Source organism: Delftia sp. S65 (assembly GCF_016516495.1).
Lineage (GTDB): Bacteria > Pseudomonadota > Gammaproteobacteria > Burkholderiales > Burkholderiaceae_C > Comamonas > Comamonas acidovorans.
Map to the genome: position 1 here is coordinate 215,979 of NZ_JACVUR010000004.1, position 14,158 is coordinate 230,136.

The window sequence follows — 14,158 nt, forward strand, 5'->3', positions numbered from 1 at the left end:
CTTCGTCGCTCAACGCCCTGCCGCCAGCGGCGGATTGAAGCGCCGCAGGCGCAGCGCGTTGCTGAGCACGAAGACGCTGGACAGCGCCATGGCCCCGGCCGCGAACACGGGCGACAGCAGCGTGCCGTTGACGGGGTACAGCAGGCCTGCGGCCACGGGGATCAGGGCCACGTTGTAGGCAAAGGCCCAGAACAGGTTCTGCCGGATATTGGCCATGGTGGCCTTGGACAGCGCAATCGCATTGGGCACGCCGCCCAGGTCGCCCGACATCAGCACCACGTCGGCCGCCTCGATGGCGATGTCCGTGCCCGTGCCGATGGCCAGGCCCACATCGGCCTCGGCCAGGGCCGGCGCGTCGTTGATGCCGTCGCCCACATAGGCCAGCGTGCCGTGCTCGGCCTTCAGGCGCTTGACGGCATCGACCTTGCCGCCGGGCAGCACCTCGGCCACCACCTCGTCGATGCCCAGCTGGCGCGCAATGGCCTCGGCCGTGCGGCGGTTGTCTCCGGTGATCATGGCCACCTTCAGGCCCAAGGCGTGCAGCGCGGCAATGGCGGCCGGCGTGCTGTCCTTGATGGGATCGGCCACGGCGATCATGGCGGCCAGGCGTCCGTCCACCGCGGCATACAGCGGCGTCTTGCCTTCGTCGCCCAGGCGCGCGGCCTCGTCTGCCAGCGTGTCCACCTGCAGGCCCAATTCCCGCATGAAGCGGTCGGCACCGATCTCCACGCGCACGCCGTCCACCTGGGCGCGCACGCCAAAGCCTGTCACCGATTCAAAGCGATCAACAGCACCCAGCGGCAGATCCTCGGCCTTGGCAGCATCCACGATGGCGCGCGCAATCGGGTGCTCGGAGCGGTCCTCCACGGCCGCCACCAGCGCCAGCACGCGGCTGCGCTCGCCCTCGAAGCCCGGGGCCAGCACCAGGTCGGTCAGTTCGGGGCGGCCGCGCGTCAGCGTGCCGGTCTTGTCCACGGCCACCACGCGGGCATCTTTCAAGGTCTGCAGGGCCTCGCCCTTGCGCAGCAGCACGCCCATCTGCGCGGCCCGGCCCGTGCCCACCATGATGGAGGTGGGCGTGGCCAGGCCCATGGCGCAGGGGCAGGCGATGATGAGCACGGCCACAGCATTGACCAGCGCAAAGCTCAGTGCGGGCGACGGCCCCCAGGCCAGCCAGGCGCCGAAGGTCAGCAGGGCCACGGCCATCACGGCCGGCACGAACCACATGGTGACCTGGTCCACCAGCGCCTGTATGGGCAGCTTGGAGCCCTGGGCCTGCTCGACCATGCGGATGATCTGCGCCAGCAGCGTGTCCGCGCCCACCTTGGTGGCGCGAAAGGCCAGCGCGCCGTTCTGGTTCACCGTGCCGCCGACCAGTTCGGCACCCGGGGTTTTCTCGACCGGCACGGGCTCGCCGCTGATCATGGATTCATCGACGAAGCTGCTGCCCTCGATGACCTCGCCATCGACGGGAATGCGCTCGCCGGGCCGCACCTCGATGGTGTCGCCCGCACGCACGGCGGCGATGTCCACTTCCTGCACGGCGCCGTCCTTGCGCACGCGCGCCGTCTTGGCCTGCAGGCGCACCAGGCGGCGGATGGCCTCCGAGGTATTGCCCTTGGCGCGCGCCTCCATGAAGCGGCCCAGCAGGATCAGCGCCACGATCACGGCCGCCGCCTCGTAATACACATTCACCGTGCCGGCCGGCAGCCACTGCGGCACGAAGGTGGCCACCAGCGAATAGGCAAAGGCCGCCGAGGTGCCCACGGCCACCAGCGAATTCATGTCGGGCGCGCCGCGCAGCAGCGCGGGAATGCCTTTCTGGAAAAAGCGCAGGCCCGGCCCGAACAGCACGATGGCCGACAGCAGGCACTGCAGATACCAGCTGTTCTGGGTGCCGATGGCCTGCCCCACCCAGTGGTGGAAGGCCGGCACCATGTGGCCGCCCATCTCCAGCACGAACACCGGCAGCGCGAACACCGTGGCCACGACCAGCGAGCGCTTGAGCGACGCACGCTCGCGCGCCTGGCGCTGCTCCGTGCCGTCTTCGGCCGGCGACTGCGCAGCGCCGCCTTCACTGGCCGGGTTCGCGCTGGCGCCCAGCGGACGCGCTTCGTACCCGGCCTTGTGCACAGCTGCCACAAGGGCCGCCACATCTGCACTGCCAGCCAGCGTCACCACTGCACGTTCGGTGGCCAGGTTCACGCTGGCCGATTGCACGCCCTCCACCTTTTTCAGCGCCCGCTCCACGCGGCCCACGCAGGAGGCGCAGGTCATGCCCTCCACTTCCAGTTCCACGCTGGACTGGGGCACCTCGTAGCCGGCCTTCTCGATGGCTGCAATGGCGGCCGGCAGATCGGCCGCGCCCTCGAAGCGGATGCTGGCCTTTTCGGTGGCCAGGTTGACCACGGCTTCCTGCACGCCCGGCAGCTTCTTGAGCGCGCGCTCCACACGCCCCACGCAGGAGGCGCAGGTCATGCCCTGAACGGGCAGGTCTATGGCCATGCCGGCCTTGGTCGATGCATTCATTGCCTGACTCCTTTGTTCTCGCATGCAGGCACTTTAGAGATTGCCACCATGTCAAGGTCAAGCCCCCCGCAAGGCGATTTCATCGCCGTGTCATCAGCCTTGCCCAGCATCGGCGGCCGTGACAAACCGATACAGAGAGAACCCGTTCATGTCCTTGACCTCCCATCGCCCCGCCCTGCGCCCGCTGGCCGTGGCCCTGGCTGCCTCCGCCCTGATCGCCGGTTGCGGCGGCTCCGGCAACGACACGCCCGCAGGCCAGCCGCTGGAGCTGCGCATTCTGCACATCAACGATCACCACTCCACGCTGGAGTCCAAGAGCAAGACCCTGCAGCTGGACGCCGGCACGGGCAAGGCCGAAGCCGTGGCCGTGGACGCCGCAGGCTTTGCGCGCGTGACCCAGGCCATCGAGGAGCTGGCCGCGCAGTCGCCCAACGTGCTCAAGCTGCACGCCGGCGACGCGCTCACCGGCACGCTGTACTTCAACCGTGCAGGCGCCGACGGCGAGGCCGATGCCGCCCTCATGAACACCGTCTGCTTTGACGCCTTCACGCTGGGCAACCACGAGTTCGACAAGGGCGACAGCGGCCTCAAGTCCTTCCTGGACCGCCTGCGCACAGGCAGCTGCAAGACGCCCGTGCTCAGCGCCAACGTGCGCTTTGGCGCCAACTCGGCCCTGAACGCGGCCAAGGCGCCCGGCTATGTGAACCCCTCCACCGTGGTGGAGCGCGGCGGCCAGAAGATCGGCATCGTCGGCCTGACCATTGCGGGCAAGACCAAGGCATCGTCCAGCCCCGATGCCGACACCACCTTCGAGGACGAGGCCACGGCGGCCCAGCGCGAAATCGACGCGCTGCGCGCCAAGGGCATCAACAAGATCATCGTCATGAGCCACGTGGGCTATGAGTACGACCGCCAGATCGTGCCCAAGCTCAGCGGCGTGGACGTGGTCGTGGGCGGCGACTCGCACACCCTGCTCGGCCCCGACGTGCTCAACACCACGGGCGTGGGCACGCCCGGCGGCGCCTACCCCACGCGCCTGGCCGACAAGGACGGCAGCCCCGTCTGCGTGGTCCAGGCCTGGGAGTACGCCCAGGTCGTCGGCGACCTCAAGGTCCAGTTCGACGCCGACGGCCGCGTCACCCAGTGCACGGGCACGCCCCATGTGCTGATCGGCGACAGCTTCACCATCGCCGGCAAGGCCGCCACCGATGCGCAAAAGACCGCGCTCAAGGCCAGCGCCGCCGCCACCGGCGTGCTGCGCGTGACCACGCCCTCGGCCAAGGCCACGGCCGCGCTGCAGCCCTTCAAGGACAAGGTTGCCCAGTTCAACCTCAAGCAGGTCGCCACCGTGCCCCAGGAACTGTGCTCGCGCCGCGTGCCCGGCGGCGTCGGCACCATGAACTACAGCCAGTCCAGCGCCGCCTGCAATGCCGAAGGCAGCGTCAGCGTGCGCGGCGGCGACATCCAGCAGCTCGTGGCCCAGGCCTACCTGGAAGAAGCCAACCGCCACTACGGCGGCGCCGACATCACCCTGCAAAGCGGCGGCGGCGTGCGCATCCCGCTGCTGGGCCAGACCACGGCCGCCCAGGTCATCCAGGTCCTGCCCTTCGGCAACAAGCTGTTCCGCCTGGACATCACCGGCACGGAAGTCAAGGGCATGCTCGAGGACGGCCTGCAGGCCGTCTACGGCCCCAGCGGCACGACCGGCCCCTACCCCTACACGGGCGGCCTGCGCTTTGACGTGAATGCGGCAGCGGCCGCCGGCCAGCGCGTGTCGGGCATCGAGGTGTATGACAACGCGAGCAAGACGTGGAAGCCGCTGGATGCGGCGCGCACCTACAAGCTGTTCGTGCTGAGCTTCAATGCCACGGGTGGCGATGGCTACAAGACGCTGGCGGCCGTGCCTGATGCGCGCCGTCTGGACATTGGCGTGCTCGATTCCGATGTGTTCTTCAACTACATCGAGAGGCAGCCTGTGGATGCGGTGTCTGGTCTGCCGCTGCTATCGCGGCTGCCGGCGGATCTGTATAGCACGCGTAGTTTTCAGGGTGGGCGCTGAGTCTTCCTGATGGGTTCAGGGATCTGTTTTGTTCCCTGCCGGGGAGTTGTTTTTCGAGGCCGGGTCTCGGCCCGGCGGCCGACCTACCTTCTTTTGCTTCGCCAAAAGAAGGTAGGCCAAGAAAAGGCGACCCGGATGTCCGCGACCCCTTCGCTTCGCTGCGGGGCAACCTGCGTCGTGGCGGTTGCAGGGTTCGCCGTGAAACTCACTTCGCGCTGCGCGCTACGTTCAAACATCACGGCGAGTCAGATCACGAAGCAGTCCTGTCCTTCGGCAGGACTGCAACCCCGCAACCACCACGCCGCAGGCGCTGACATACGGGGGAGTTTTTTCGGGCCGTCGCTGTGCTCGGCCTGGGGCCTTGGCCTCGCTTTTCTTTCAAAGCCTCTATCATTCCGAGCGGCCCCTTGTACCGGGGCTGGTGCTTCAAAACACCTTTTCTCAAAGCGGTGCGGCCTCCCCGTCAACGAGGCCTTGTCACGTCTGGATCACTGGACTGTGGGCGCCTGCCCACGTCCCTACGGTTACGGGCGGGATGGGGCTACCCGTAAGGGCGTCCGCACGTCTTTGAGCGTGTTTTGAACATCCCGTCCACCTTCTTCGCGCTTCAAAACGTGAACGGGTGGCTTCAAGTCTCTCAAAGGAGCACCGAACCATGCACACAGCGCATTTGACCCTGGCCCCCTGCACACGGAAGGCCAGGCCATGAAGCAGGAAGTCCGATCCAACAACGCCAGGACAACGCAGTTGAACATGGCCATCGCAGAGATGAACACCATGGTTCAGTCAGGCTGCAACGAGGTTTCCGCCCTGTCCCAACTCGCGCAGTCATGGCTGAAAACGCCCGAGGGCCTGCGCGATCCGGATGTGGTGATCAACGCCCTGCGCTCCATCCAGCACAGCGCCGAGCGGCTGGCCACCTCCATGGACGACGAAATCCACGTCTTGCGCAACACCGCCACGCCCGAACCCTGACGCCGCACCAAACTCCATGAAAACAGCCGAGCGCACCAATGCGCATCGGCTGTTTGTATTTCTGGCTGTTTGTATTTTTGGCTGTTCCCCAGCCTCCCCCCCTTCTGCCCACGCCTGCGTTGGGCGGGATGCGGGGTGGCAAGCCTGCCGAAGGACAGGCTTGCTTCGTCATCTGACTTGCCGCAGTTGTTTGAGCGAAGCGCGCCAGCGCGCAGCGAGTTCTGCGGCACACCCCACATCCCGCCCAACGCAGGTCGCCCCGTAGCGAAGCGAAGGGGTCGTGGGCAGTTCGGGGCGCGCTTCTTTGCCTACTTTCTTATGGCCGGCACTCCGGTCGCGCGATAAGAAAGTAGGTCGGCCGCCGGGCCGAAACCCGGCTCCTGCCCCCAGAGGCACAACAAAATCAAAAACAGGTCAAACAGAAATCAGCCAATCCGAGCAATCACAGCCCCCAACACCTGCGCCTTCCCCGCCTCAGCCACCAAAGCCACCACCCCACTGCGATGCGCAGTCACCTGCATCTCCATCTTCATGGCCTCCATGACGGCAATCACATCGCCTTCCTGGACGGTGTCGCCATCGGCCACCTTCCACGCATGCAGATTGCCTGCAATGGGTGAGGTGACGGCAGCGGGGTCCACTGCAGATTCGGCAGCCGGCGCGGCAGCCACACCGCCGCCAGCCGATGCCAGCCCCTGCAGCAGCACCGCAGGCAGCCCCAGCGACACCCGTCGCCCGTCGATCTCGACCGCGCAGCGCACCAGGCTGGCGTCGGGCAGCGGCTCGGCGCGCACGGCGGCAGCCAGGGGTTCGGCGAAGTCGGATTCGATCCAGCGCGTGTGGACCTTGAAGCCGTCGCTGCCCACGAAGTCGGCATGGCCGATGACGGCGCGGTGGAAGGGCAGGACGGAGGACAGGCCTTCGATGCGGAACTCGGCCAGCGCGCGGCGTGCGCGGGCCAGGGCCTGTTCGCGTGTGGCGCCGCTGACGATGAGCTTGGCCATCAGCGAGTCGAAGCTGCCGGGCACGACCGAGCCGGTCTGCACGCCCGTGTCCAGGCGCACGCCGGGGCCCGAGGGCGGATCGAACCGCACCACGGGGCCGGGCGTGGGCAGGAAGCCGCGGCCCACGTCTTCGGCGTTGATGCGGAATTCGATGGAGTGGCCCAGCGGCGCCGGGGTTTCGGTGATGGACAGGGGCAGGCCATCGGCCACGCGCAGTTGCTCGATCACCAGGTCCACGCCCGTGGTCTGCTCGGTCACGGGATGCTCGACCTGCAGGCGCGTGTTGACTTCGAGGAAGGAGATGGCGCCCGTCTGGCTCAGCAGGAATTCCACCGTGCCAGCGCTGACGTAGCCGGCCGCCGCGCAGATGTCGCGCGCCGAGCTGTGGATGCGGGCGCGCTGCTCGTCGCTGAGGAAGGGCGCCGGGGCCTCTTCCACCAGCTTCTGGTTGCGCCGCTGCAGCGAGCAGTCGCGCGTGCCCAGCACGACCACGTTGCCGTGGGTGTCGGCCAGCACCTGGGCCTCGATATGGCGCGGGCGGTCCAGGAACTGCTCGACGAAGCATTCGCCGCGGCCGAAGGCGGTGACGGCCTCGCGCACGGCCGAGTGAAAGAGTTCCTCCACCTCGTCCATGCGCCACGCGATCTTCATGCCGCGCCCGCCGCCGCCGAAGGCGGCCTTGATGATGATGGGCAGGCCGTGCTGCTGGGCAAAGGCCAGCACTTCGCCGGCATCCTTGACGGGGTCGGGCGTGCCGGCCACAAGGGGAGCGCCGACCTGCAGGGCGATCTTGCGCGCCTCGACCTTGTCGCCCAGCTTGGCGATGGTCTCGGGCGTGGGGCCGATCCAGCGCAGGCCCGCATCCAGCACGGCGCGCGCAAAGGCTTCGCTTTCGGACAGGAAGCCGTAGCCGGGGTGCACGGCGTCGGCGCCGCTCTTGTGCGCGATGGCGATGAGCTTGGCGATGTTCAGGTAGGTGTCGGCCGGGCGCTCGCCGTCCAGGCCATAGGCCTCGTCGGCCATGCGCACGTGCAGGGCGTCGATGTCGGCATCGGCGTAGACGGCCACGGATTTCACGCCGTAGTCGGCGCAGGCGCGGGCGATGCGGACGGCGATCTCGCCACGGTTGGCAATCAGGACTTTTTTCATGATCAGCTTCTTTCAGTTGCGGGCAGGCGCCACCGGGCGCTCCCCGCGTTCAGTTCTTGGAGCCTTGCGCGCCGGGGGTGTATTCCTCGAAGGCGCGGATGGGGTTGAAGCGGATCCAGGCGCCCACGGGAATCTGGCCGGCCAGATCGAGGTGGTGCGGCGCCACGCAGCCGATGACGGGATAGCCGCCCGTCAGCGGATGGTCGGCCAGGAACAGCACGGGCTGGCCGCTGGGGGGCACCTGGATGGCGCCCAGCGGCGTGCCTTCGCTGGGCAGCTCGCCGGCCACGGCGCGCGCCAGGGGCTGCTCGCCCGCCACGCGCAGGCCCACGCGGTTGGACTGCGGCGTGACCTGCCAGCGCTGCGCGGCCAGCAGGGCCACGGCCTCGGGCGTGAACCAGTCGGTGCGCGGGCCCAGTTCCACGTCCAGCACCACGTCCTGCCCGGTGGTGGGCAGGGATTCGGGCGGCAGCTCGGGTGCGGCCACGGCCTTGCGGTCCGCAGGCCGAACGGGCAGGACCTGGCCCACGGCCAGGGCGGCTGGGCCGACATTCGCCAGGGTGTCGGTGCAGGCGCTGCCCAGCACGGGCGTGACGGCAAAGCCGCCGCGCACCGCCACATAGCAGCGCGCGCCGGCCACGGGCTGACCCACGGTCAACTGGTCGCCATCGGCCAGGGCCACGGCCTGGTAGCGCGGCACGCTCCAGCGCTGGCCGGACCCGGTGGTCACGGTCAGGGGCGCATCGGCGCCCGTGATGGCGACCACGGTCTCGCCCTGGCTTTGCAGCGACAGGCCACCGCCCACGGTCTCCAGCACGGCCAGGTCGCTGGCATTGCCGACCAGGCGGTTGGCAGCCTTGAAGGCTGCCTGGTCCATGGCGCCCGAGGCCGAGACGCCCTGCCCGGCCTGGCCCAGCCGGCCCCGGTCCTGGAACAGCGTCATCAGGCCCGTGGCCTTGACGCGCAGCGCGTTGCCTTCATGCGGCGCGGCCTGCGCCACGGCGGGCGCGGGCGCCTCATCCACCTGTGCCATGCCGGCCGCATCGACAAAGCGCACGCGGTAGCCGGGCTGCAGCAGCGCGGGCAGCTCGCGCGCCAGGTCCCACATGCGGGCCGAGGTGCGGCCTATCAGTTGCCAGCCGCCCGGGCTGGCCTGGGGATAGACGGCGCTGAACGTGCCGCCCAGCGCCACCGAGCCGGCCGGCACGCGCGTGCGCGGCGTGGTGCGGCGCGGCACGTTGAAGATCGGATCGCCCCCGCTGAGGTAGGCAAAGCCGGGCGCGAAGCCCGTGAAGGCCACGGCGTACTCGCTGCCCGTGTGGCGGCGCACGACTTCCTCGGGCGTGATGCCCAGCAGCTGCGCCACGTCAGCCAGGTCCTCGCCGTCGTAGTGCACGGGAATCTCGACCAGCACATTGCTGCGCTCGGCACGCTGGCCCAGGTCGCGCGCGGCAATGCGGCGCACCAGCTCGGCCACGCCCAGCCTGGCGGGAGCGAACTGCACGAGCACGGTGCGCGCGGCCGGCACCAGCTCCTGCACGCCATCGATGGGCTCGCGCTGCAGCGAGCCCAGCAGGGCCAGGGTTTCATCGAGATCGGCCAGCTCCACCATCAGGGCCTGCCGGTTGACGGGTAGAAAACGCATGGTGTGCCCTCAGCCCACGAAGGAGGAAATGCGCACGCCCTCCTGCTCGAAACGTTCGCGCAGGTGGCGTGCAATGGCCACGGCACCGGGGCTGTCGCCGTGCACGCAGATGGAGTCGGCGGCAATGCGCACCAGGCTGCCATCGACGGCCTCGACCACGCCGTCGCGCACCAGGGACAGCATGCGCGCGGAGATCTGGTCCACATCGTGCAGCACGGCGCCCGGATCGCGGCGCGAAACCAGGGTGCCCTCGGGCGTGTAGCCGCGGTCGGCAAAGGCCTCGGCCACCACGGTCAGGCCCGCATCGCGCGCCCAGTCGATCAGGGGCGAGCCGGCCAGCGCCACCAGCACCAGGCTGGGGTCGATGGCGCGCATGGCCGTGATCACGTCGGTGGCCTGGCGCCTGTCGTGGGCAATGGTGTTGTAGAGCGCGCCGTGCGGCTTGACGTAGCGCACCTCGGTGCCGGCCACGCGGGCCAGGCCCTGCAGCGCACCGATCTGGTAGATGACGCCGGCCACCAGGTCGGCGCTGGCCACATCCATGTTGCGCCGGCCGAAGCCGACGAGGTCGGGATAGGACACATGGGCGCCCACCATGGCGCCGCGCTCGCGGGCGGCCTTGAGCGTCTCCAGGATGCCTGCCGGGTCGCCGGCATGGAATCCGCAGGCCACGTTGGCGCTGCTGACGATGTCGAGCATGGCGGCGTCGTCGCCCATGCGCCATCCGCCCAGGCTCTCGCCAAGATCACTGTTCAGGTCAATTTTCATCGTTCTCTCCTCGCCGGACTCGGTGCACAGGCTCTCAGTGCAGCTGGCCGGCGTTTTCCTTCAGATCCTGGGTCACGGTCAGGGCCGTGCGAATGGTCTCGCGCACCGCAGCCACCTGGTCGGCAAGGCACATGCTGGGCATGCCCGGCTTGCGCGCTGCCTGCTCGGGCAGGGCCGGCACGTGGATGAAGCCGCCACGCGCGCCCGGCGCAGCCTTGCCCTGGGCCAGCCAGTGCATGAGCGCGAAAAACACGTGGTTGCAGACAAAGGTGCCCGCCGTGTTGGACACGGAAGACGGAATGCCCCGCGCGCGCAGGTTGTGCACCACGGCCTTGATGGGCAGCGTGGAAAAGTACGCGGCGGGCGCGCCCGGGATCACCACCTGGTCCACGGGCTGGCGCGCCGCATGGTCGGGAATGCGGGCGTCGTCGATATTGATGGCCACGCGCTCGGGCGTGAACTCGCTGCGGCCGCCGGCCAGGCCCAGGCTGATGACCAGCACCGGCTGCAGTTGCGCCAGCGCCTCCTGCAGCTGGCGCAGCGATTCGCCGAACACGCAGCGCAGCTGCAGGCCGTGGACGGTGGCGCCCTCCACGGTCTCGCCATGCAGGGCACGCGCCACTTCCCACGAGGGATTGACAGGGTCCTGCTCGAACGGCTCGAAGCCGGTCACCAGGATGCGCGGGGAAGTGGAATCGGTCATGGCAACAGTCCGTCCTTTAACGGAACATCAGGAAGTACAGCAGGAAGACATTGGCGGTCAGCAGGGCCAGGGCCGTGGGCACCTGGGCGCGGATCACGGCATTCTTGTCGATCTCCAGCAGCGCGGCGGGCACCAGGTTGAAGTTGGCCGCCATGGGCGTCAGCAGGGTGCCGCAGTAGCCCGAGAGCATGCCGATGGCCGCCATCACGGCCGGGTCGCCATGGTAGACGCCGACCAGGATGGGCACGCCCACGCCGCCCGTCATCACCGGGAAGGCCGCGAAGCCATTGCCCATGACCACCGTGAACAGCGCCATGCCCAGCACGTAGACGGCCACGGCCACGAAGCGGATGTCCATGTTGATATAGGTGGTGGTCACATAGGCCACGGCCTTGCCCACGCCGGCGTCCGAGAACACCAGGCCCAGCATGCCCAGCATCTGGGGCAGGACCAGGGCCCAGCCCAGCGCATCGGTCAGGCGGCGCGATTCGCGCATGCCCTGGGCCGGCGTCTCGCGGGTCAGCCAGCAGGCCAGGCCCAGCGCCAGCACGCAGCCCACGCCCAGGCTCACCAGCGTGGTGGCCTTGGGGTCCAGCAGGGGCGTGCCGCCGAAGACCAGGTGCGAGGCGCTGAGCGTGCCCACCATGGTGATCAGCGGAATCGCCAGGGCCGGCACGAACAGCTTGTTGCCCAGGCGCTTGGCGCTGGCCAGGTATTCGGCATCGCTGCGCGGCGCATGGCGGCCACTGCCCACGCCGCCGAAGCCGGCGATCAGGGCCATGGCCACGGCGATCACGCCCACGATCACGGGCGACAGTTCATTGCCCACCAGGAAGACGGCTGCATACAGCGCCCAGAACAGGCCGCTGGACCAGCGCTTGGGGTTGCTGGCATCGCGCAGCGTCATCACGGCCGTGACGGCCAGGACGAAGCCGACCAGGTAGTACAGGTGTTGGATGGTCAGCGTCATTTCAGGCTCCCTTGGCTTGGGTGGCGTTGGCGTTGGCTGCGTCGGCTTCGACACCGGCCTTGTACTGGGCCAGTTCGCGCTCCAGCATGCGGTCCAGGCGGCGCAGGCGCCAGGCATGGATCACGAAGGCGCAGATGGCCGTGGGAATGCCCCACAGCGCGACGTGGATGGGCTCGACCTCGATGCCGGCTTCCTTCAGGAAGGTGGTCATCAGCACGATGGCGCCGAAGGCCACGAAGATGTCCTCGCCGAAGAACAGGCCCACGTTGTCCGTGGCGGCCGAGTAGGCGCGCAGCTTGTCACGCACCTTGGCGGGCAGGATGCCGAAGCGCGACTGGGTCGCACCTTCGGCCATGGGCGCCAGCAGCGGGCGCACCATCTGCGGATGCCCGCCCAGGCTGGTCAGGCCCACGGCGGCCGTCAGCTGGCGTGCGGCCAGGTAGACGATGAGCAGACGGCCTGCGGTGGCCGACTTGATGGAGCTGATCCAGTTCTGCGCGTGCTGGCGCAGGCCATGGCGCTCCAGCAGGCCGATCACGGCCAGCGGCAGCAGGATGATCAGCGGCAGGTTGCGCGTCTTGATGAAGCCCGTGCCAATGGTGGCCAGCACCTTGTCGACGGGGAAGCCCGCCGCCAGTGCCGTGCCGATGGCCGTGACGATCACGACCAGCATGGGATTGAAGCGCAGCACGAAGCCCGCAACGATGATGGCCACTCCGATAAGCGGCCAGAGATTGACGTCAGTCAGCATGTTGATTCCCCCTTCACACCCCGCGGTGCGGTGCGGCCGTCAAGCCGCCCCGCAGGCCCAACCCGGTGGCGTGGAGTGCGCTGCCAACCTGGTTTTGTTCAACAAAACAAAGAATTTGTCTTACAGAAACGAATTGTGAATAAGACAATCAGCGCATGCTGATAGTACAAACCCGCATATCGTTGCCTAGGGATTGAGCACGCACGGGGTTTTCAAATGCCAAAAACTATCGAATATTGAACATCCATAGAAGGCATGAACACAACAATGCCCCTGCCCCGGTATCGCCTGTGACGAGGCCGCCTCCTACAATGGGCCGCCCTCCCGGCCTGCGGCGCACGCGTGGCAGTCGGCGTGAATGGCACCTTCCTGCTCCCATCCCTTTTGTCCGAGCTCTGAATCCATGCAACGCCGTCAACTTGTTTCCCTGCTTCCCCGTGCTGCAGCCATCGCAGCGGTTCCCGCGCTGGCGCCGGCCTTCGTGCGCAATGCCTTCGCCGATGAGGCAGGCCTGTCCGCCAAGACCCTCACCATCGGCTGCTCGGCCGCCATGAGCGGCCCGCTGGCCGGGTTCGGCTCCGACATCAAGCTGGGCACGGAAGCGGCCATGGCGCAGATCAACGCACGTGGCGGCATCCAGGGCCGCACGCTGCAGCTGCAGATGGTTGACGACGGCTACGTGCCCCAGCGCTCGGCCGACAACGTGCGGCAGATGCTCTCCAAGGGCACGGCCTTTGCCCTGCTGTCCTGCGTGGGCACGCCCAACAACGCCGCCGTCATCCCGCTGATCGAGGAAGCCGGCGTTCCCTATGTGGCGCCGTTCACGGGCGCCTCGTCGCTGCGCAAGGGATCGCGCAACGTCTTCCATGTGCGCGCCAGCTACACCACCGAGGTCCGCCGCCTGGTCCAGCGCCTTGCGGGCATGGGGCTCAAGGGCATTGGCATCGTCTACCTGGACAACGCCTACGGCCGCGAAATGCTGGAGGACGCCACGCGCGCCCTGGAGGCCGAGAAGATGGCCCCCGCCGTGCAGGCGGCCATCGCCACCGATGGCAAGAATCTGGCCGATGTGTTGAACAAAGTGGACGCGGCCCACCCCTCGGCCGTGCTGCTGGCCACGGCTGGCACGGTGTCGGTCGATCTGGTGCGCGGCCTGCGCAAGAGCGCGCCCGGCGTGCTGCTCACCGGCCTGAGCGTGACCCTGCCCAACGACAGCCTCAAGCCGCTGGGCGAGGACGCCCGGGGCATCGCCCTGACCATGGTCGTTCCCGCGCCCCACCAGGCCAAGCTGCAGGTGGTGCGCGACTACCAGGCCGCCATGCGCGCCCACGGGCAGCAGGAGTTCTCGCTGGGCACGCTGGAAGCCTATGTGAACACACGCGTGCTGGCCGAGGGCCTGGAACGCGCAGGCCGCGACCCCAGCCAGGCCAAGCTGCGCTCGGCGCTGGCCGGCATCCGCAACTGGGACATGGGCGGCTTCGTCATCGACTACAGCGGCCAGACGCCCCATGTCGGCTCCAGCTTCATCGACCTGGGCGTGCTGGGCAATGCGGGGCGCTTCATCGGTTGATGAAGGCGGGTGGCTTGCGGGCCAGGCCGCTGGCG

The 14,158-nt window shown here is 68.4% G+C and carries 10 protein-coding genes; 3 read left to right on the forward strand and 7 right to left on the reverse strand.

Features of this window, described 5'->3' with window-relative positions; all coding sequences use genetic code 11:
- Nucleotides 1–9: 9 nt before the first annotated feature.
- Nucleotides 10–2,529, reverse strand: a complete 2,520-nt coding sequence (locus IAE24_RS06030; protein ID WP_199959116.1) for a heavy metal translocating P-type ATPase — start codon at nucleotides 2,527–2,529, stop codon at nucleotides 10–12.
- 148 nt (nucleotides 2,530–2,677) lie between these two features.
- On the opposite strand from IAE24_RS06030, the gene IAE24_RS06035 reads away from it, so the two are divergent.
- Both IAE24_RS06035 and IAE24_RS06040 read left to right on the forward strand, forming a co-directional pair.
- Nucleotides 2,678–4,588: a bifunctional metallophosphatase/5'-nucleotidase gene (locus tag IAE24_RS06035; RefSeq protein WP_199959114.1), complete on the forward strand. Its 1,911-nt coding sequence runs from the start codon at nucleotides 2,678–2,680 to the stop codon at nucleotides 4,586–4,588.
- 705 nt (nucleotides 4,589–5,293) lie between these two features.
- Nucleotides 5,294–5,563, forward strand: coding sequence for a hypothetical protein (locus tag IAE24_RS06040; protein WP_199959112.1), 270 nt, complete (start codon nucleotides 5,294–5,296; stop codon nucleotides 5,561–5,563).
- A gap of 425 nt (nucleotides 5,564–5,988) precedes the next feature.
- Here the strand turns inward: IAE24_RS06040 and IAE24_RS06045 are convergent, their stop codons facing one another.
- The 6 genes from IAE24_RS06045 to IAE24_RS06070 are packed head-to-tail and all read right to left on the reverse strand — an operon-like array spanning nucleotide 5,989 to nucleotide 12,553.
- Entirely contained in the window at nucleotides 5,989–7,716 is a 1,728-nt protein-coding gene (locus IAE24_RS06045; RefSeq protein WP_096914042.1) for an acetyl/propionyl/methylcrotonyl-CoA carboxylase subunit alpha, read from the reverse strand.
- 49 nt (nucleotides 7,717–7,765) lie between these two features.
- Complete coding sequence (locus IAE24_RS06050; protein ID WP_043825616.1) at nucleotides 7,766–9,361, reverse strand: urea amidolyase family protein; 1,596 nt, start codon at nucleotides 9,359–9,361, stop codon at nucleotides 7,766–7,768.
- A gap of 9 nt (nucleotides 9,362–9,370) precedes the next feature.
- Entirely contained in the window at nucleotides 9,371–10,129 is a 759-nt protein-coding gene (locus IAE24_RS06055; RefSeq protein WP_199959110.1) for a LamB/YcsF family protein, read from the reverse strand.
- A 34-nt stretch (nucleotides 10,130–10,163) separates the two neighbouring features.
- The gene (pcp, locus tag IAE24_RS06060; RefSeq protein ID WP_199959103.1) at nucleotides 10,164–10,832 is read right to left on the reverse strand and encodes a pyroglutamyl-peptidase I; all 669 of its coding nucleotides are present in this window, start codon (nucleotides 10,830–10,832) and stop codon (nucleotides 10,164–10,166) included.
- A 16-nt stretch (nucleotides 10,833–10,848) separates the two neighbouring features.
- Nucleotides 10,849–11,802, reverse strand: a complete 954-nt coding sequence (locus IAE24_RS06065) for a DUF979 domain-containing protein (RefSeq protein ID WP_199959101.1) — start codon at nucleotides 11,800–11,802, stop codon at nucleotides 10,849–10,851.
- Nucleotide 11,803: 1 nt separating this feature from the next.
- Nucleotides 11,804–12,553 (reverse strand): DUF969 domain-containing protein, encoded by a 750-nt coding sequence (locus IAE24_RS06070; RefSeq protein ID WP_012207528.1) that lies wholly within the window; start codon nucleotides 12,551–12,553, stop codon nucleotides 11,804–11,806.
- Between the two features lie 403 nt (nucleotides 12,554–12,956).
- On the opposite strand from IAE24_RS06070, the gene IAE24_RS06075 reads away from it, so the two are divergent.
- Nucleotides 12,957–14,123, forward strand: coding sequence for an ABC transporter substrate-binding protein (locus IAE24_RS06075; protein ID WP_199959098.1), 1,167 nt, complete (start codon nucleotides 12,957–12,959; stop codon nucleotides 14,121–14,123).
- Nucleotides 14,124–14,158 lie beyond the last annotated feature (35 nt).

Coding starts and splice junctions, on each gene's coding strand:
- IAE24_RS06030 (WP_199959116.1), bottom strand. CDS start 2,529: ATGAATGCATCGACCAAGGCCGGCATGGCCATAGACCTGCCCGTTCAG.
- IAE24_RS06035 (WP_199959114.1), top strand. CDS start 2,678: ATGTCCTTGACCTCCCATCGCCCCGCCCTGCGCCCGCTGGCCGTGGCC.
- IAE24_RS06040 (WP_199959112.1), top strand. CDS start 5,294: ATGAAGCAGGAAGTCCGATCCAACAACGCCAGGACAACGCAGTTGAAC.
- IAE24_RS06045 (WP_096914042.1), bottom strand. CDS start 7,716: ATGAAAAAAGTCCTGATTGCCAACCGTGGCGAGATCGCCGTCCGCATC.
- IAE24_RS06050 (WP_043825616.1), bottom strand. CDS start 9,361: ATGCGTTTTCTACCCGTCAACCGGCAGGCCCTGATGGTGGAGCTGGCC.
- IAE24_RS06055 (WP_199959110.1), bottom strand. CDS start 10,129: ATGAAAATTGACCTGAACAGTGATCTTGGCGAGAGCCTGGGCGGATGG.
- pcp (WP_199959103.1), bottom strand. CDS start 10,832: ATGACCGATTCCACTTCCCCGCGCATCCTGGTGACCGGCTTCGAGCCG.
- IAE24_RS06065 (WP_199959101.1), bottom strand. CDS start 11,802: ATGACGCTGACCATCCAACACCTGTACTACCTGGTCGGCTTCGTCCTG.
- IAE24_RS06070 (WP_012207528.1), bottom strand. CDS start 12,553: ATGCTGACTGACGTCAATCTCTGGCCGCTTATCGGAGTGGCCATCATC.
- IAE24_RS06075 (WP_199959098.1), top strand. CDS start 12,957: ATGCAACGCCGTCAACTTGTTTCCCTGCTTCCCCGTGCTGCAGCCATC.